This window comes from Rhizobium sp. P32RR-XVIII (assembly GCF_012641395.1).
GTDB lineage: Bacteria > Pseudomonadota > Alphaproteobacteria > Rhizobiales > Rhizobiaceae > Rhizobium.
Map to the genome: position 1 here is coordinate 35,970 of NZ_JABAIH010000024.1, position 18,257 is coordinate 54,226.

At 59.2% G+C, this 18,257-nt stretch carries 15 protein-coding genes and 4 pseudogenes; 7 read left to right on the forward strand and 12 right to left on the reverse strand.

The window, feature by feature from the left end; genetic code table 11:
- The 7 genes from HGP14_RS31745 to HGP14_RS31775 all read right to left on the reverse strand — a co-directional run bounded on the left by HGP14_RS31745 (nt 1) and on the right by HGP14_RS31775 (nt 9,058).
- Nucleotides 1-1,155 carry an ABC transporter permease gene (locus HGP14_RS31745; RefSeq protein WP_168833796.1) on the reverse strand — a complete coding sequence of 385 codons (1,155 nt, stop codon included), beginning with the start codon at nt 1,153-1,155 and terminating at the stop codon, nt 1-3.
- Nucleotides 1,152-2,894 (reverse strand): ATP-binding cassette domain-containing protein, encoded by a 1,743-nt coding sequence (locus tag HGP14_RS31750; RefSeq protein WP_168833797.1) that lies wholly within the window; start codon nt 2,892-2,894, stop codon nt 1,152-1,154. Before HGP14_RS31750 ends, HGP14_RS31745 begins: the two co-directional genes overlap by 4 nt.
- Nucleotides 2,891-3,901, reverse strand: a complete 1,011-nt coding sequence (gene hlyD / locus HGP14_RS31755) for a secretion protein HlyD (protein ID WP_168833798.1) — start codon at nt 3,899-3,901, stop codon at nt 2,891-2,893. Before hlyD ends, HGP14_RS31750 begins: the two co-directional genes overlap by 4 nt.
- The gene (locus HGP14_RS31760; protein WP_168833799.1) at nt 3,898-4,593 is read right to left on the reverse strand and encodes a CerR family C-terminal domain-containing protein; all 696 of its coding nucleotides are present in this window, start codon (nt 4,591-4,593) and stop codon (nt 3,898-3,900) included. The genes hlyD and HGP14_RS31760 overlap by 4 nt, the downstream gene beginning before the upstream one ends.
- A 215-nt stretch (nt 4,594-4,808) precedes the next feature.
- The gene (locus HGP14_RS31765; RefSeq protein WP_168833800.1) at nt 4,809-6,263 is read right to left on the reverse strand and encodes a PAS domain-containing protein; all 1,455 of its coding nucleotides are present in this window, start codon (nt 6,261-6,263) and stop codon (nt 4,809-4,811) included.
- A gap of 792 nt (nt 6,264-7,055) precedes the next feature.
- Nucleotides 7,056-7,816 (reverse strand): IS5 family transposase gene (locus HGP14_RS31770; protein ID WP_168833801.1). Its coding sequence is split into 2 segments (ribosomal slippage): nt 7,056-7,489 and nt 7,489-7,816, totalling 762 coding nucleotides; the frame shifts between segments, so codons are not numbered across the junction.
- 333 nt (nt 7,817-8,149) lie between these two features.
- Nucleotides 8,150-9,058, reverse strand: coding sequence for a LysR family transcriptional regulator (locus tag HGP14_RS31775; RefSeq protein WP_168833802.1), 909 nt, complete (start codon nt 9,056-9,058; stop codon nt 8,150-8,152).
- 100 nt (nt 9,059-9,158) lie between these two features.
- On the opposite strand from HGP14_RS31775, the gene HGP14_RS31780 reads away from it, so the two are divergent.
- The 3 genes and pseudogenes from HGP14_RS31780 (at nt 9,159) to HGP14_RS35310 (ending at nt 11,336) form a co-directional block, all read left to right on the forward strand.
- Complete coding sequence (locus HGP14_RS31780; protein WP_168833803.1) at nt 9,159-10,394, forward strand: MFS transporter; 1,236 nt, start codon at nt 9,159-9,161, stop codon at nt 10,392-10,394.
- 17 nt (nt 10,395-10,411) lie between these two features.
- Nucleotides 10,412-10,787 (forward strand): annotated as a pseudogene (locus tag HGP14_RS31785) (Fic/DOC family N-terminal domain-containing protein); the annotation flags it as partial.
- A gap of 105 nt (nt 10,788-10,892) precedes the next feature.
- Nucleotides 10,893-11,336 (forward strand): NAD(P)H-binding protein, encoded by a 444-nt coding sequence (locus HGP14_RS35310; RefSeq protein WP_205927426.1) that lies wholly within the window; start codon nt 10,893-10,895, stop codon nt 11,334-11,336.
- A 264-nt stretch (nt 11,337-11,600) separates the two neighbouring features.
- Here HGP14_RS35310 and HGP14_RS31795 read toward each other — a convergent pair whose 3' ends face one another.
- Nucleotides 11,601-12,002: a hypothetical protein gene (locus HGP14_RS31795; protein ID WP_168833804.1), complete on the reverse strand. Its 402-nt coding sequence runs from the start codon at nt 12,000-12,002 to the stop codon at nt 11,601-11,603.
- An 88-nt stretch (nt 12,003-12,090) separates the two neighbouring features.
- Here HGP14_RS31795 and HGP14_RS31800 point away from each other — a divergent pair.
- The 3 genes and pseudogenes from HGP14_RS31800 to HGP14_RS31810 form a co-directional block, all read left to right on the forward strand.
- A pseudogene (locus HGP14_RS31800) lies at nt 12,091-12,751 on the forward strand (SMC-Scp complex subunit ScpB); the annotation flags it as partial.
- Nucleotides 12,752-12,970: 219 nt separating this feature from the next.
- The gene (locus HGP14_RS31805) at nt 12,971-13,849 is read left to right on the forward strand and encodes a LysR family transcriptional regulator (RefSeq protein WP_168833805.1); all 879 of its coding nucleotides are present in this window, start codon (nt 12,971-12,973) and stop codon (nt 13,847-13,849) included.
- 345 nt (nt 13,850-14,194) lie between these two features.
- Nucleotides 14,195-14,902: an SDR family oxidoreductase gene (locus HGP14_RS31810; protein ID WP_312862236.1), complete on the forward strand. Its 708-nt coding sequence runs from the start codon at nt 14,195-14,197 to the stop codon at nt 14,900-14,902.
- 241 nt (nt 14,903-15,143) lie between these two features.
- Here the strand turns inward: HGP14_RS31810 and HGP14_RS31815 are convergent, their stop codons facing one another.
- The 3 genes from HGP14_RS31815 to HGP14_RS31825 form a co-directional block, all read right to left on the reverse strand.
- A complete protein-coding gene (locus HGP14_RS31815) occupies nt 15,144-15,671 on the reverse strand; it encodes a GNAT family N-acetyltransferase (RefSeq protein WP_168833806.1) in 528 nt (175 codons plus the stop codon).
- A gap of 405 nt (nt 15,672-16,076) precedes the next feature.
- The gene (locus HGP14_RS31820; protein WP_168833807.1) at nt 16,077-16,706 is read right to left on the reverse strand and encodes a glutathione S-transferase family protein; all 630 of its coding nucleotides are present in this window, start codon (nt 16,704-16,706) and stop codon (nt 16,077-16,079) included.
- Nucleotides 16,707-16,784: 78 nt separating this feature from the next.
- Nucleotides 16,785-17,534 carry a sulfite exporter TauE/SafE family protein gene (locus tag HGP14_RS31825; protein WP_168833808.1) on the reverse strand — a complete coding sequence of 250 codons (750 nt, stop codon included), beginning with the start codon at nt 17,532-17,534 and terminating at the stop codon, nt 16,785-16,787.
- 97 nt (nt 17,535-17,631) lie between these two features.
- On the opposite strand from HGP14_RS31825, the pseudogene HGP14_RS31830 reads away from it, so the two are divergent.
- Nucleotides 17,632-17,868, forward strand: a pseudogene (locus tag HGP14_RS31830) (LysR substrate-binding domain-containing protein); the annotation flags it as partial.
- 240 nt (nt 17,869-18,108) lie between these two features.
- Here HGP14_RS31830 and HGP14_RS31835 read toward each other — a convergent pair.
- Nucleotides 18,109-18,257: pseudogene (locus tag HGP14_RS31835) on the reverse strand (carboxymuconolactone decarboxylase family protein); the annotation flags it as partial.

Here is an 18,257-nt window from a genome sequence, read left to right on the forward strand (position 1 = left end):
TCAGCCAATCCTCTTTCGCGTGCTGCGCGCAGCGAGCAGAAAAAACACAGAACCGATGAGAGACATGGCGATGATTGAATGGAGGAACATCGGCCAGATGTCACCGGCGAGGAAAACCGTCTGCAAACTGGGGATCAGATAACGCGCCGGCACGATGAAAGTGATCCACTGGATCGCTGTCGGCATCGAATTGATCTCAAAGAGGAAGCCGGACAGCAGGAAGGACGGCAGGAACGCCGTGATGAGCGCGAGTTGTGAGGCAAGAAACTGGTTCTTGGTGGCAGCCGAGATCAGCAGACCTTGTCCGAGCGCCGGTATGAGGAAAACCGCCGACAAGGCATAAAGCGCCAGGACCGAACCTCGAAACGGAACGCCGAACAAAAATACGGCAAGCACAACGCACAGCGTCATCGCCGTCAGGCCGAGCAGGAAATAGGGAAGGATCTTGCCGGCCAGCAGTTCAACCGCCGTGACCGGGGTCGCCATCATTGCCTCCATCGTTCCGCGCTCCCATTCGCGAGCAACGACGAGCGACGTCAGCAGCGTTCCGACGAGCGTCATCACAATGGCGATCGACCCCGGCACCAGGAACGACCGGCTTGTCAGCTCCGGATTGAACCAGAAGCGCTGCTCCACCGAAATGGGCGGCCCGGTCAACTCCGTTTCGGACTGCCGTTGCAGTTGCCAGTTGGCGACGGCGCCCTGGACATAGTTCTGGACAAGATTGGCGGTGTTGGGATCGGAGCCGTCGACAATCACCTGTACCTGCGGCCGATTGCCCGCTGCATAGTTCCTCGTGAAATCGGCCGGAATGACGATGATGCCGCGCAGGCGGGCGAGCACCAGATCCTCTTCGAAGAGCCGTCTGTCGCGGCCGGTCGTCACCAAAAAATAGCGGGATCCCTGGAAGCTCGCCGCGAGATCATTCGTCAGCGGCGTCATTTCCTCAATCACCAATCCGACGTGCGTTCGAGTTGTGTCCAGCGAAACGCCATAACCAAACAGAAAGAGCAGGATCAGCGGCAGCACAAATGCAATCAGAATGCTGCTCGGATCGCGGATCACCTGAAGGCTCTCCTTCCGAACAAGCGCAGCAAAGCGACGGGTCCGGTTGGACAGGGACAGCGCGCTCGTTTTGGGGAGAGGGGCCGTCATGCCGCAATCCTTTCCTGCGAAGCCTGCACCAGCGCGATAAATGCATCTTCCATCGTCGGATCGGGGTTGTCGGCAGTTATGAACTTCGCTTTCAACTCATCTGGCGAGCCCAGAGCGATCGAACGGCCTCGATAGATCAGCGAGATGCGATCGCAATATTCCGCCTCATCCATGAAATGCGTCGTGACGAGCACGGTGACGCCCTTTTCGACGAGCGCATTGATATGCGTCCAGAATTCGCGGCGCGTGACCGGATCGACGCCCGATGTAGGTTCGTCCAGAAAGAGTGCTTCCGGCTCGTGCATGACCGCGCAGGCGAGCGCCAGCCGCTGCTTGAGCCCCAGTGGCAGATCCTTGGCGGACATGGTAAGGCGCGATTCAAGATCGAAAATCGATGCCATCAGTTGGGTACGCTCGCGCTTGCGCGATCCGGTCAGCCCGTAGACGCCGGCAAAGAATTGGAGATTCTGTGCCACGCTGAGATCGCCGTAGAGCGAGAATTTCTGCGCCATGTAGCCGAGATGATTGCGCGCCTCGGCTGCGTCGCGCCGCAGATCGAAGCCGGCCACCCGTCCTTCGCCGCTCGTCGGCTTGAGAAGTCCGCAAAGCATCTTGAAAGTCGTCGATTTGCCCGCGCCGTTCGGTCCCAGCAGCCCGAATATCTGGCCGCGCGGGATCTCGAACGTGATGTTTTCGGCCGCCGTGAAGTCTCCGAAACGCTTGGTAAGCCCCTTCGCCTCGATGACCGGCTTGTCATCCTTTCTGGCAAGCGCTTCCTGCGCTTCCGCAAGCCGCGACCGACCGCCTGGTCCACCACCCAACATGTCGATGAAGGCGTCCTCGAAACGCGGCTCGGCCGGGCTTATTGTAGCTGCGCCGGCAGCGGCAAAGCTAGGTTCGCGGCCTTCGGCAGTGACCAGCCTGATCGCTTCGCCCTGGATTACGCCGTCGACGACGCCTTCCTCGTCCAACAGTTTGGCGAGGAACTGACGGCGGCGCCCCAGCACACCGGTCAACCGGGAGACACGGCCCTCGACCCGGCGCGTCAGTTCCTTCGGTTCGCCGGAAAAAAGCAGCCTGCCTTCATTCATCAAGAGAACGCGATCACAGGCCTCCGCCTCATCGAGATAGGCCGTCGACCACACGACACCGATGCCTTCCTGCTTCAGGTTCTCGACCATCTTCCAGAGATCGCGCCGGGAAATCGGGTCGACGCCAACGCCAGGTTCATCAAGGAGCAGAAGGCGCGGCTTCTTCAAAAGTGCGCAAGCAAGCCCAAGCTTCTGCTTCATGCCGCCCGACAGCTTTCCGGCAAGACGTCCGGTGAAGCGTTTCAGGTCGGTGAAGGTCAGAAGCTCATCGAAGGCAGCGGCGCGCTCGCTCTTAGGCAAGCCGCGCAGGTCAGCGTAAAGATCGAGATTTTCCTGGACCGAAAGGTCCTCATAAAGCCCGAAGCGCTGAGGCATGTAGCCAATGGCCGCCTGGATGTCGGCCGCTCGGTCGCGCGTCCCGAAGCCCAGCACCTCCACTGTGCCGCTATCCGGAAGCATCAGACCCGTCATCAGCCGGATCAAAGTGGTCTTGCCCGCACCGTCGGGGCCAACGAGCCCGGTGATCTCACCGCCGCGGATCGAGCCCGAGATTGCGTCCAGCGCCGGTTTCGCCGTGCCAAAGCGCTTCGTCACGTCGGTCAGGCGACCGAGTTCGACGATATCGCGCGGCTTTTCCGAGTTACTCATTTTTCTGCCGTCTGCAATGAAGGCAAGCGCAGCGTCACGGGCATGCCCTGGCGAAGATCCGGGCCGGGTTTCTCGATGACGACGCGCAGGCGATAGACGAGGTCGGTGCGAAGTTCCGGCGTCTCGACCGACTTCGGCGTGAATTCCGCGACCGGGGAAATAAAGCCGATCGTGCCGTCATAGGCTTGATCCGGCTTGGTATCGGAGGTCACCTTGACCTTCATGCCCGGATGAATCCGGCCAAGATCCGTTTCGGCGACATAGCTGCGAATCCAGACAGGTTCCGTCAACGACAGCACATAGACCGGATCGGCGGATGACACGATCGCGCCCGGCTCCTTGATCCGCGACAGGATGATGCCGTCGTTCGGTGCGAGAAGCTTCGTATCGGCAAGCGATGTCCGCGCCGTTTCGAGGGTTGCTTCGGCAGCCTTCAGCTGCGCCGCCGCCGCCGCTATGTCCTCGGCGCGGCTGCCCTCCTTCAGCAGGGCGAGCGCTTGCTTTGCGGATTCGGCGCGAGCTGCAGCCATTGCCCTTGCTGCCGTCGCCTGATCGAGATTGGCCTGAGAGATCGTGCCCTGCGGTCGCAACTGCCGGGCACGGTCATAGGCGAGGCTGGCGTTCTCCAGGTCGGCAAGGCTTTCGTTGTAGGATGCACTTGCCTGCGCAATCTCCGTCGCCCGCGGACCGGCCTTGAGCTTGTCGAGCGTAGCACGTAACGCGGCAACATTCGCCTCGGCGGAGCGAACCGCGTAGTCGTAGGGCTCCTCGTCCAGCCGGGCCAGAACAGCGCCGCGCCTTACGGCGTCTCCTTCATCGACAAGTGCTTCTTCAATTCGGCCGTTGACCCGAAAAGCGAGCGAGACCTGGCGGATATCGACATTGCCGTAGAGCGTGAAGTGTTTTTCAGCTTGCTGGGCCCAGCCGAGCCTGGCTGGCACGTCGTACCACCACCCAGCCGCAACCGCGCCGGCAAGAAGGATCGCAACCGGGATGGCTCTGTTCATTCTCTTTCTCCTTTCGCCGGTTCGAGCGCGGCGACAAGGTTGCGTGCGTGACCTTGCAGCTTTGCGAGTTGCTCCTCGCCGATGGAATCCCATTCCATCTGCGCGAGCACTGCCGCGTTCGCCATCCGGAAAACCAGAAGGCTGCCAACGAAGGAGAGGCTGCGCAAACGCACGTTTTCGGAGGCGGGGTCGTCTTGCAAAATCGTGCCGATCAGCCGCCGCCCCATGTTGATCATCGGCCCCATGATGCCGGTATAGACCCTTTCGAAAGCCGCCGTCGGCTCCAGTTGCTCGCGGATGATGAAGCGTGCCCAGGCTTCTGATTCCTTGCTGACGAAAAGAACGACCATCGTCTGCACGATCTCCGTCAGAAAGAGCCGCGCTTGGGCGACACTGAGCGGCGTGCCGGTTTGATCGAGCTCCGCAAGGTGGCGGCCAACGCGCTGGCGTATTTCGGCCACGTGTTCGGCGACCACTCCCGCCAAATGTTCGGCCGTTGCGATGTAGAGCCCTTCCTTGCTTCCGAAGTAGTAGGGGATGGCCTGCAGATTGACGCCTGCGGTGTCGGCAAGCTTGCGCGTGCTGGCCCCGTCGAAGCCGTATCGGCCAAATACATCAAGCGCGGCCGAAAGGAGCTTCTCGCGGGTGGCGTCGCTTCGGGTGTCTGCTCGTGAATTGCTGATGTCTTTCATGGTGCTGTAATACACCAATTCCAATTGTCAGTCAATCGAATGAATTATATTAAAGGCACGCAGCGATTCCGCAGCCATTCCGATAGGGACTGCCGAGTTTGTCGGCGCCATAGAAGGTGCGACGGCCTTCGAGAAGCATTCCATACCAGTCTTCACCACCCGGCGCGGAAACCTTTTCTCGTTGGAGCCATGGACGATGTCACGGCTCGCCTGTTTTAGACATCTCGGAGATGTAGAGGGATTAGTCCGGCAGAAGCCGCTACGACGATGGCCTCTGGAAGTGTGCGAACTCCGAGCCGTTCCATTAAATGCGCGCGATAGAGTTCGACGGTGCGGGGACTGAGGCCGAGTTCTCTTGCAATCGTCTTGTTGGTGCCACCGCGGACTAGTCCATCCAGAACCTCGCGTTCACGAGGTGATAGACCACCGATACGGGCTTGCGCGTCGTCGCTCGCGCGTGGTGGCTCCCGTAGCTCCGCAAGTGCTGATGCCACCGCGGTCAACAACGTCTCCGGCGCGCAAGGGGCCCGCAGCACGTCCGCTGCGCCGGCCTTCATCGCCTGGATCGCAAGCCTGACATCGGTGTTATAGTCGCCGACGATAATGACCGGGAGGTTCATCTGGCGAGCCTTTAGTTCCTTCGGGAACATCACGCCGCCCTCAGGCGAGCCGGCGGTGTCGAGGAGCACGCATCCGGGCACGAGCGCTGGCGCGACCTCCAGGAACTGCCGGGCGGACGCGAACGCCTTCACCTGGTAGCCAGCCTCCTGAAGGATCAGAATGCGCTGTTCTCGCGAACCGTCTTCAACGTCGATGACATAGACGAGCGGTTCGTCGTAGCGTGTGACATCCTTGGCGATTCCGCCAATCCGGCGGATCGTCCCGTGTTCGTCCCGGATCGGAAAGTGCGTGTCGCTGATCCAGCGCACGCTCCCGTCAGGCCTTATTATCCGATACTCCTGAACGATGACCTCTCCCTTTTGCAGTACCGCATCAAGGGCAGCGATCACCGCCTGACGGTCCTCCGGGTGCACGGTTTCCAAAAAGCGGCCAAGGTTCCCTAGAACGATATCTTGCGACTCGCCCCAGATTCGCGTGAAGGCTGGGCTCAGATATTCCGGCTGTTTCGACTCTGCGTCGAGGATCCAGAGCACATCTGCTGAGTTCTGCGCAAAGTTCCGAAAACGTTCTTCGCTCTCGCGCAGACGCTGTTCGGCAAGCACTAGAGAGATGACGTCCGCGGCCTGCCTAGCATAAAGGCCAGTCAGATGCAGGTCGCGTTCGGATGGCCGATGCGGCCTGCGAAAATGGGTGGACAACACGCCGAGGCGCGCACCGTTACGGTCGATGAGAGGGGTCGACTGCACCGCTCGAAAGCCGAACTTTTTGGCGATGCCCCGGTAGAATGCGAAGCCGGGATTTCTTGAGACGTCTTCGACAATGATCCGGTTGCCCTGCTTCAGCGCCTGCCCGCAGGCCGAAGTGTCGCTCGCATCGACTGTTCGGAAGTCAGTGAGCAATTCGTCCGCGAACCCGCTTTGTACCACAAGACGGAGGGTACCGGTCGAGGCATCATAGAGCTGCACGTCACCAAAGTCCGCGTGCTGCAGTTCCATGATCGCATCGAGCACCTCCTCAAGCGGCCCCATTGCGGGCACGAGCGCGTCCATCGCACCGTCTCCACTGGTGAAGGCGACACTACTCGGCTGGCTGGGGCGCATTGGGTCGGTGGCTGTCGATTGAGTACGCATGCGAAACGAATGCCCGTAACGTGAGTGCACCTCGCAAGCACGGAACGCTGAGCCAACTACCTTTACTGAGAGTTGCAGTCGGCAAGGAAAGGCCATCCCCGCTCACCCGGCCCTCACACCAGCAGGCGGCCTCCACCTGCGAGATCCGGCATATGCAATCTACGCTTTCCTTCGGTTCACGACAAGGTTGCGCAAACGCTAGGACAGGCCCCTAAACGAGGACCGGAGCGCAGAGCGGCGCGGACGCGCTGGAACGCTCTAGGCTGGATCGGGAGAAAGAGCCCTGCGATCCCAGGGCTCGAGGTCGGGGTGGCCGCTTTGCTTCCGCCGTTAAATTCGACGTGACTCGCTGCGCTTGCAATTAACGCCTTCGATCTACAAAGGTTCCTTGTGCTCCGCGACATGCGCGAGAGACCTGCTTACCAAAAGGGTAAGAAAGCGCGTCCATCGTGTTTTCCGGCTACAGGCTGCCTTCCAAAAGTTGTAGCCGCGAAAGCGGAACGCCAAACTTGGGGAACTGCAGTCCGCCGGTTCGCCTCGCGTTCCAGCCATACAAACTGGCGGAAACCCACTTGGTTCCCGGCGTCCGGTCGTCACCTCCGAGCGTTGCGACAGCATACGAAATCACAACCAACAGTACGCAGATGGAAGTCCGCGCCAGACGAGCAGGGCTCGCCAGCGCTTTTGGCGTCGACTAGGAGCCGTGGACACTTACCTGAGCCATAGGATTGTTGCCGCAAGAGCGATCATGGCTCGGTAATTTCGGGCGGTTTTCTCATAGCGTGTGGCGATGCGTCGAAACTGCTTGAGCTTTGAGAAGCAGCACTCGACGAGATAGCGTTGAGCATAGAGTTGCTTGTCGAGTGGGTATTTGCGGGCACGAGACGGATTGTTTGGGATGACCGCTTTGGCGCCTTTGTCGGCAATAGCCTTTCGCAGCCGATCGCTGTCGTAGGCAGTATCAGCCATGACGACCTCGGCTGGCATGTCCTCGATCAAGAGGTCAGCTTGCGGCGCATCGCCTTTCTGGCCGCCGGTGAGCACGAAGCGGACAGGGCATCCAAGACCACGCACCGCCAGGTGGATTTTGGTGCTCAAGCCGCCGCGGGAACGGCCAAGGGCCTGATCTTCAGCCCCTTTTTTGCACCGGAAGCGTGTTGATGCGCCCGGATGATGGTGCTGTCGACGATCAGGTATTCGAAGTCGCTGTCATCCGACATCGCTTCAAAGACACGCCACCAGACACCCTTTTGGTTCCACCGGCTGAAGCGCCTAAACACGCTGTTCCAATCGCCAAACACATCCGGCAGATCGCGCCAGGGCGACCCCGTGCGCGCGATCCACAAGACCGCTTCGATAAACATGCGATTGTCGCGACCCGAAGAACCGCGCGTGCGATCATCGCCGATAATATGCTGCGACATCCGCTCCCATTGATCGTCGCGAAGAATCAAACGGTCAAGAACACCCATGACTGCCTCCAAAAGCAGTCTTGAATCACATCAGAACTCCGTTGGGAATCCCAAGAGTCCACACCTCCTAGGGCATCCAGCAGATTGCCCGAAGCAACAGGGACAAAAACGTCGACTGCTGTGCAGCGAATACGGAGAACTACAAACAATCCTGCCGTGGCTCCCAAAAGCGTCGGCTTGGAACACTACCTCTCCTCCTTTGATATATTCGATTTTCGGCATCGCTCGCTTAAGTGCAGGCGAAAAAAGTGCCACCTGTTCGTCTTGAGGATAACGAGAACGGCAGAGCGTTTTGGAAGGCCGCCGGAGCGAGTAGCCGTCGCAGCGCATCCGCTACGTCAGGAACGGCATCTCTGCCTTGAGTGTTTCAGCCAGCGCTTCGCTGAAGGCGGCGATCGGGCGGGCCAGCCGACCGACGGGTGGGCGATGCAGAACCCAGGAGATGACTTTCGGGCGGAAATCCGGCGTGTCGATGATCTCGACTGCATCGCGCCAGGGGCTGCCGGCCAGCGCCGCCGGCGTGACGATGCCGATGCCGAGACCGCGAGCGACGAGCGACATTCTGAGATCAGCGGTCATGGCTTCGACGCCGACGTTGAATGGCAGCCGTTCGACTTCGAAACGGTGATGGATGAAGGCGCGGAAGCCGCAGCCCGCCTGATTCATGATCCAAGGAAACCTCGAAAGCTCATGGAGCCTCGGTGTCTTGGGAACGTTGAGCGATGGAGCGGCCACCAGAAGCACGCCATGCGTTCCGAGATTGTTGCCGACGACATCTTCGGGCGGGTGAACGCCCTCCGGCAGGCAGACCGCCACCGCATCGAGCTGACTATGAGCGACCTGATCGACAAGCTGCGGCGACCAACCGGAGAAAATGCGCAGCGTCAATTGCGGGAACTGGCTGCGTAGCCGGTCGAGCGGCGGCGAGAGGGCCGCCTCTGAAAGATAGGGCATGACGCCGAGACGGAACTCGCCGCCGATCGTCCCGGCCGGCGAGACGCCGGCCTTCAGATCGTCCAATGAGCGGAGCACGCGGCGGCCGTGCTCATAGGCCTCGCGTCCGGCCGCCGTCGGCTTAAGCGGCTTGGATTGCCGGTCGAGGAGGGCAATGCCGAGACTGTCCTCAAGGTTCTGCACACGACGGGTGATGCCCGGTTGGGTCAGGTTGATCCGCGCCGAGGCTGCGACGATCGATCCTGTTTCCACCACAGCGACGAATGCTTCGAGATCATGGATATTCATAACAAATCCGCATAATCATTATCAGCTCATTTCATTTGCCGCATTATGCAGGATAACGATAAACATGGCTATCAATATTAGCAAAATTATCGGAGAGCCCATGTCACCCGTGTCCGAACGCGTCGCGAACAAGTTTGACGAGTTTGAAGAGGAAATGCAGGAAACCACTGCTGGTCCCTCCACTTTGCTTTTTGCCATCGCCACCGGTGTCATCGTCACCAATCTCTTCGCGCCTCAGACGCTTGTCGGCGTCATCGGTCCGTCGCTCGGCTTTTCGGAAAACAGCGCCGGCCTCGTCGCCATGGCGTCATTGCTGGGTTATGCCGCCGGCCTGTTCTTCCTCGTGCCGCTGGCCGATCTCGTCGAAAACCGCCGGCTGGTGCTGCGGATGCTCGTTTCCGCACTGGTCGCAGCCGTCGCTGCAGCCTTCGCACCGACCGGCTGGAGCCTGCTCGTCTTTCTCTTCCTGCTCGGCGCGGCCTGTTCCGCCATTCAGATCCTAGTGCCGATTGCAGCGGCCATGACGCCACCTGAACATCGCGGCCGGGTGATCGGAAACGTCATGAGCGGTCTCATGGTCGGCATTTTGCTGTCGCGGCCCCTGGCTAGTCTCGTCGCCGACATCTGGGGCTGGCGGAGCTTCTATGCGGTCAGCGCTGCGGCCCTCGCCCTACTGACTGGCGTTCTTGCGCTCCGATTGCCGGAACGCAGGCCGCTGGTGAGCACCGGCTACGCTAGCTTGATCGCCTCGCTCTGGCACCTCCTGCGCGATGAGCCGGTATTGCGGATACGGGCGTTCACGGCCGCACTGGTGATGGCGAGTTTCAGCCTTTTCTGGACCGCGGTCGCGCTGCGACTGGCGCAGCCGCCATTCTCCCTTGGCCAAGCCGACATCGCCCTTTTTGCCCTTGTCGGAGCAGGCGGCGCGGCGGCGACCTCTCCTTTCGGGCGGATGGGCGATCGGGGCTGGACGCGTATGGCGACAACCGCCTCCCATCTGATCTTGATCGGCGCCATGGCGCTGTCTGCATGGGCAGGCGAGGCTAAGACCGGCCATCCAGTGTTTTTCCTGATTCTGCTCGGCGCGGGTGCCGTCATGCTCGATGTCGGCGTTACCGGCGACCAGACATTGGGCCGCAGGGCGATCAATTTGCTACGGCCGGAAGCGCGCGGCCGCATCAACGGCCTGTTCGTCGGCATCTTCTTTCTCGGCGGTGCCGTCGGCTCGGCCCTGGCGGGGACGGCCTGGAGCTGGGGCGGCTGGACCGCGGTCTGCGCCGCCGGCGCAGTTTTCGGAGCTGCGGCACTTCTGAGCGGGTTTGCCACAAGGAGCTGACATATCCTGCGGCCCGAATGTTCATAACGAATAAATGGCGGCGTGGCCGCTTTGTCGAAACGTCCGTTGCCGGTGAATCGGTACGGACATTCGTGCCCCGCCGTTGTCGCCCGTGCCTTCCATCGATGTGCTTTCACTCCTGGAGCGACTTAGCTTAGCGGAGCGAGCGCTCTTGCGGCTGGATGGCATTCCAATGCTGCTCCCGCGTTAGGAGCTCTTTCTTTATATGTATGTCAGGAAAGAAGCTGTCTTATCATCGCAGATCCAAGGGACGCAGTCGACACTTCCGATCTCTTACGTTTTTAGATGGAAGCGCAGGCCGGGCAACCAATCGATGATATTCGCGAAGTCTCCAATTACGTCGATGCAATGATATATGGTCTGGAACAGCTATCGTCCGCGTTGTGTCGGAGGCCGAGATCGAGCTTTGACGATCTTGACGATCCCCGCGGGCCGCTCGAACATGGTCGAATAAATTAGGCTTTCGCGGAGTTAATCATGACCGAAACGATATTTCTCGCCGGCGCGACAGGAGCGATCGGACGCCGGCTTCTCCCGTTGCTCGTGAAGGCCGACTTTCTTGTCTACGGCACGACCCGCAAGCCCGAGCGGCAGGACGACATTCGCCAAGCGGGCGCCATTCCTGTCGTCGTTGACGTTTTCAATTCGGCGGCGCTGACCGAGGTACTTCGGAAGGCGAAGCCGAAGATCGTTATCCATCAGCTAACTGATTTGCCATACGGCCTCGACCCAGCACTGATCGAGGAGGCGCGGATCCGAAACGCTCATTTGCGTGAAGTAGGAACAAGGAACCTAGCCGAAGCCGCAGTTGCGGCCGGAAGCAGAAAGGTTGATATCGCAAAGCATCGCCTGGGTGTACGGCGAAAGTGCAGGCCCCATTACCGAGGAAACCCCGCTACAGGAGAGCGCGGCAGCAATTAAGACGCTTGAGAAACTGTCGCTCGAAACGGACGGCCTGTCTGGGACTGTGCTCCGGTACGGACTGCTCTATGGTCAGGGCACTGGCTCGGATGGACCGCATGGCAAGATAACGCTCCACGTAGACGATGCTGCCGACGCCGCGCTGCGGGCTGCCCAGCGACAGGTGACAGGTTGCTTCAATATCGTCGACGATGGCGGACCAGTATCCAATGCAAAGGCGAGATCCGGTTTGGACTGGATTCCCAAATATGGGATGCGGGGCGCTTAACCTGTGACTGCCAGATTTTGGGCATTCCGAACCGAATATATCCAGGCGGCAACCGACAATCTCGCGCGAAGAAAGCCAAACTTGCGATCTCCCGCCGATTGATCTGCATGACGCGACGTACGGCAGGATGAGACACTATCTTGACCATTAGCCGCGTCCAGGCGCGCCAACGACCGGCCATTGAAAACCCGATGCGCTCCCCAAAGCCAGAGCACGAGTAGATAGATGTCAGCAATGCTGTATCCTGATCGAACCGCCCCCTCCCATTCAGCTGAAAGGCGTTCCTCGATCCCGTCGAAATGCTCTTCAATCTTCCACCAGCCTTTAGTGACCACCTCGCGATAAGTGTTGGGATCGAGGGCAAAGCGATCGGGGTGCCGTATCTGCTCGAACGCCACCCCTCATGAGGAATGAGTTTAGCCTCGTTTTTGGGGCAGTGCGCGAGCTTTCCGGCCGTTCTTCGTTCCGGATTTATGGGCTATAACGATGGCGGGAGCGAGCGCAGCCAGAACCAGCCGGCGTCAGCCAAAAGAGCGACAGCGAGAGGTTCTCTATGATCGCGAACTCGAAGACTTGCCGCCGGAGCTGCGTTGGCGGGAGTGGGATGCAGCGGATCGAGGCGGTCATCTTTGCCTCGGCCGAGCCGGTCAGCCGCGAGACACTGGCGCGGGTGGTAGGAAAAGACTGCAGCATCGACCTGTTGGTCGACGATCTCGTCGAGGAGTTACGCGACCGCCCTTGCGAGCTGGTCTCGGTCGCCGGCGGCTGGCAACACCGCACCCGTTCGCGCTTCGCGGAAACGATCCGCGCCTCCCTGGCGCCGACAAGCGGAGGGGCGGCGGCGCTGTCGGAGTTCGAGGCGATGGTGCTGATGGCGGCGCGATATTTCCAGCCGGTTACACGCAGCGAGCTGTCGGAGATTTTTGGAAGAGAAGTCAGTCGCGATACGATCGCCACGCTTCGCGGGGCAGGGTTCCTGTCGTCAGGGCCGCGTAGTCCGACGCCAGGGGCGCCTTACACTTATGTAACCACCCAGCACATTCTCTCGGCGTTTGGCATGGAGACGTTGCGCGACTTGCCAGACGTCGAGGCACTCGAGGATGCAGGGCTTCTTGGCCGAAAGCTCGTTGAGGATGATTCGTTGGCTTCGGAGGTGGAGAGAGCTAATCGTTACGATCCGCACATCCGCGCTGTCCGTCTTTCGTCGGAGAGCGAAGGCCTACTGGATGATTGGCTGGTTCAGTCTCGTTTGACGTTCACGGCGGGGAGTGTCTTCAGCAACTTGCCCATGCGTCATGAACTTGATCGGTACCGCCCGCGTGATAGACCGGTACAACGCGAGAAGGCCTTCCGGGATTTGTGAACAATGGACACGTTCGACGCTCTTCGTTTGTTCCTGAGCATTGCGGAGGCGGGAAGCCTCTCGGCTGCCGCCCGAAAGCATTCGGTCGCGACGTCAACGGTTACCTCTGCTCTCCAGCAGTTGGAGAGGCAAAGAGGTACGACACTGGTCAGACGGTCCACTCGGCGTCTCGCGTTTACCCAAGAGGGGCTCCAGTTCTTAGCGGACACACGGAAACTGCTTGCTGATTGGGACGCGTCCATCGGCGGTGCGAAGGAGGGGCCTTTACGAGGTACAATCAAGATGACATCGACGGTCGACTTCGGGCGAAGCAAGATCGTTCCGGCGATCGATCGCTTCATGGAAATACATCCAGGAATTTCCATCGATTTGCACGTTACCGACAGCGTCATGGATCTCGTTGAACACAACATCGACCTTGCGATAAGGAACGGTCCTCTCAGAGATTCCTCGCTCAAAGCGCGCCTTATCCTGCGAGGAAAGCGCGTAGTTTGCGCCGCCCCCTCCTATTGGGAGGCCCGCGGTAAAGCTCTGCATCCGGGAGACCTTGTTGGTCACACGTGCCTAGTTGTCTCGCGGCCGGCAACGACTTTTTCGACATGGCACTTCTCAGATGCTGGAAATATGATCTCAATCCGCGTGTCTGGGAACCGAGTTGTCAACGATGGCTCGATTTTGAAGAGATGGGCCTTGAAAGGATATGGCGTTTTACTGTGCCCAATATGGGATGTCGAAGACGAACTGGCGGCAGGCGACTTGGTGACGGCCCTTGACGAATTTTTACCGGACAACGCCAACCTCTATGCCGTTACCGATGGCAGCACGGTGAATCATCGCGTCCGGGCTTTGATCGACTTCCTGGCAGAGGAACTTCATCGTTAGTCGATGGGCCATATAGACGTGAATAAGCTCAGGTCCAAAGGCCGGTGAATCAGCAAAGATCCATTACTCTGCTGACCAAAAGCTAGAAGGTCCGGCACTCGCTTGGGCGCTCTTGCGTAAAGGACCGCATCCCTCGCCCTATGACTGCGCTGACAGCGGCGAGAGGTGCGCATGCGACGCTTTCTCCTCCAAAATTCTAGGTGATTTCTCGCAATTTCCGAAAGGTGACTTCGGAACCTGCCCGATTATCGCAGACGGTGAAATCACCAATATCGGTGACGTACACATTGGACGCGGATCGCATTGAGCGGGTGCCGCAACCAAGATATTTCTTGGAAGGACAAGATCAAGATCATGAGTAAAGTTGTCATCGTTACTGGCGCTTCGCAAGGCATCGGAGCCGCAATCGTCCAGGCATTCCGTAAGCTCGATTACCGAATTGTCGCGACCTCCCGCGCGATCAAGCCGTCGGAAGACCCGAACATCCTGACGGTTGCTGGTGATATCGGCGATCCCGCGACCGCCGTGCGTGTCATCTCTGAAGCGGTTGCACGGTTCGGTCGCATCGACACCTTGGTGAACAACGCCGGCATCTTTATCGGCAAGCCTTTTACGGAAAACAGCATTGAAGATTATAACGCCGTCATGAACGTGAACATGGCCGGCTTCTTCCACATCACGAAGCTTGCCATCGCCGAAATGGAAAAACAGGCGGGCGGTCACGTTGTAAATATCACCGGGAGCATCGATAACGGAATTACCGGCTCGCACGTGGCGCTGGCGGCACTCACCAAGGGTGGCCTGAATGCCGTTACCCGGGTGCTGGCGATTGAATATGCGAAGAGGGGTATCCGCGTGAATGCGGTGGCACCAGGCGTGACGGACACGCCGATGCATCCTAGACAACATCACGAAATGCTCGGCACCTTCCATCCGCTTGGCCGCATCGGCGAAGCGAGCGAGGTCGCGAGCGCTGTCGTGTTCCTCGATTCTGCAGAATTCGTCACAGGTGAAATCCTGCACGTTGATGGCGGCCAGAGCGCAGGTCGTTAAGCAATACCGACGGAGTTCCCGCGCTTGCGACGAGGGACTCCGTCGGCCTTTCCGAAGCCACTTCGACGTCTCCACGCAATTGGCATTCGTCGACCGTGAAGAATCCGCAATCGGCTGATTTGACATAAGAAACGACGATTTTGCAGATCTGATAATTGCAACGGGGCAAGGTCACCCGGACAATGCCTCCTTTGGCACCGCCAGAAGCGGACATCGCAAGCTGTCTCGCGATCGCCATCCATCATGTCGCAAACATCTCATCCCATTCTCGACGGAGCATTCCCATGATTGCCGTGTCCCATCGCTCGTCATCCACTTTCACGGAGGATCGTCTCACTCCTTCCGGAACAAAACCCAATTTGGAATAGGTGCGTATCGCAGCTACATTCCAACTGTAGACATTCAGTTCCAGCCGCTCGATCGCCGCATCCGCGAACGCTTCCGCCAGAACGAGACGCAACATCGGAATGGAGAGGCGGCGGCCTCGCATCGCCGGCGCGATCGCCACTCTTGCAAGTCGCGCCACCCCGTTTTCCCAATCATATGCCAGTTGCACATGGCCTATAGGGGTTGCGCTCCCATCCTCAGCCATCCAGCAGCGACGTTTGGGATGGACGCCTTCGCCATCGTCGATCATAGAATCAAGCTGCGCGGAGTCGAGCAGATAGATCAGTCCGGGACCGCCCCATTGGACCACCTGCATCTGATTGCCAAACCAACTGGATAAAGTTGCATGATGCTGTGCTGTGAAAGGCTTGAGGGTCAGCATGGCGATAAATATTCTCTCCTTCGCTCCGCAGCCGTAACGGGACGAAGATATTTGCCCTGAATAGGATAAGAAAGACGATGCGGAACGTTGCCATCATCGCCGGCGTGATGAGTGCGAAACTATCGATCGAATCCATAAAAGCCTCTCAGCTGGGCCGACGGCCATAATATTCGACGCTATTCGTGCGCCGTTAAAAAAATTGAAAGTGCCTCGATTTCCGCGCCAGAGCCGCGCTCGGCCGGCTACCAGAGTTGGAATGCTGTTTCGACCCGTTGCGGCCTTTGGTGTCCGGCGCAACGAATGGCTCGTTTGGGACCAAAGCTGCTGTGCCATCCATCATGAAAATCGACGCCAAGCCGATCAGACGACTGCTAACGCACGACCACCAAGCGTTGGAGCGGTCGGTCAATCCAACCCTTCAATCAGCATGACGCGACGTACGGCGGGACGAGACATTATCTTGACCATGAGCCGTGTCCAGGCGCGCCAACGACCGGCCATCGAAAACCCGATGCGCGCTCCCCAAAGCCAGAACACGAGAAGATAGATGTCAGCAATGCTGTATCCTGACCGAACCGCCCCCTCCCATTCATCTGAAAGGCGTTCCTCGATCCGGTCGAAATGTTCTTCAATCTTCCACCAGCCTTTGGTGACCACCTCGCGATAAGTGTTGGGATCGAGGGCAAAGCGATCCGGGTGTCGTACCTGCTCGAACGCCACCCCTGAGACCTGAATGGATAACCAGCTCAGCCATTCCAGGCATTGCGCCTCTCCATACGGGTCATGAGGAATGAGCTTAGCCTCGGGATAGTTCCGGGCCAGGAAGAGGAGGATGGCTGAGGTTTCAGTCAAAAATCCCGGCTCAGCATTCCGTCTATCGACGATCGCGAGACCATTGCGCCGGTTCGCATCGGGGACCGCGTTCTGCGTGCTAATCTTATCGAGAATGTCAGCCGTGTAGGGCGACCCAATTTCTTCCAATACGACGTGCGCCGCAAACAGCTCCGAGCCCTTGGTGTAGAAGAGATGATACATCTGCCGTGACCTTTGAATGCGAGATGGCTCTCAGTGGCTCCCGGTTGGCAGCCTTCAGACGCGTTTGGCAAAATTCCGCTAGAAGAGCGGTCTGAAAGCCATCTCGGCTCCGAGCAGGAACAAAAGGACAAGGAATCCGCGACGGAAGGTCACTGGGCTTATCCGATCGCGAATGAGCTGACCCGCCCACATCCCAGCCAGAGCAGGGATGACGGCGAGTACGGAGAGCGTCATCCGATCAAGCTGAAATGCGCCCTGCGCAGCGATGCCGGCGGCCAGGGCGATGGTTGAAATTGTGAACGACAACCCAAGCGCTTGGACCAGATCGTCCTTTGAGAGGCCAAGTGCCTGAAGGTAGGGTACCGCCGGAAGGGTAAAAACACCGGTCACGCCTGTGATCAGGCCTGTTGCCGCGCCGATAGATGGGGACATCCAGCGTTCAATTTTCGTCGGAACGCTTAGTTGACGCGAGAACAGGGTGTAGAGCGAATAGAGGGCAAGCGCGCCTCCCAGTGCGGCCGTTGTAAGGATGGTGTCGCCGCTCGCGATGAATGACGAACCGAGCACCGTTCCGGCGATAATGGCGAGCATCATTGGCCAAAGCCTTCGCAGAATTGAGCTAAAGCTAGGCCCGGCGAAGAGCTGCCACACATTGGTAACGAAGGACGGAACGATCAGCAAGGGTGCCGCCGCAAGCGGTGAAATGAGGGAGCCGAGCACAGCCATGGCCACGGTGGGAAGACCCATGCCGGTAACGCCCTTGACGATACCGGCGACGAAAAAGGTTACGGCGATGGAGGCGATCATCGGAATAGATAAGTCTGACATGCGTCCCGAATATCAATTGCCGTGCCTTTGACAATGTGGATTTGCCGACGGTTGACTTCGGTTGGGCCGAAGGCTCAATCTACGCGACCTTCGTCCGGTGCGCTTCGACCTGGACCATATCGATGCGCAGGCGGCCAAACTGGGAACTAAGCTCAAATCGCGCATAGCGCTTCGCAGCTTCGATGGCATTTGCCGTATGGCTGGTGAACGCGTGGGTATCGGTCTCGTGCCGGAGACGGCAGCACGACGATATAGAAGGCTAACGCAGATTGGCATCCTTCCACTTCAGGACGCTTGGGCGACACGGCGGCTCTCGATCTGTGTCCGCAGCGAGACAGAGCTGACCCAATCGCGCTTGATCTCTTCAGCATCCGGCATGGGAACAGTCACCGGAAGACCGCTAGGCCTTCCTGTTCAAGGCCCGTTGCTCGGCGAATCTCGCCATTGTCGTGTCATCAGACGGAACAAGCGAGGCCACCGATGCTCTGCGGCTCCTCCACGGAGATCGCCCCGTTTGGGGATCGGCCGCGTCGGCCGATCCCAACAGCTTCAAAAGATTGCGGCAGACCAGAGCTCAGATCGAGCCCGCCGGCCTAACGGCGGGAAAGTCCTTCTCGGGATCGAACACGTTGTTGAAGAAGTTCGTCAGGGAGTACATGGCCACCAGTGCGACGATCTCGATGATATCAGCATCGGTGTAGCCGGCATCGCGGACGGCTTTCA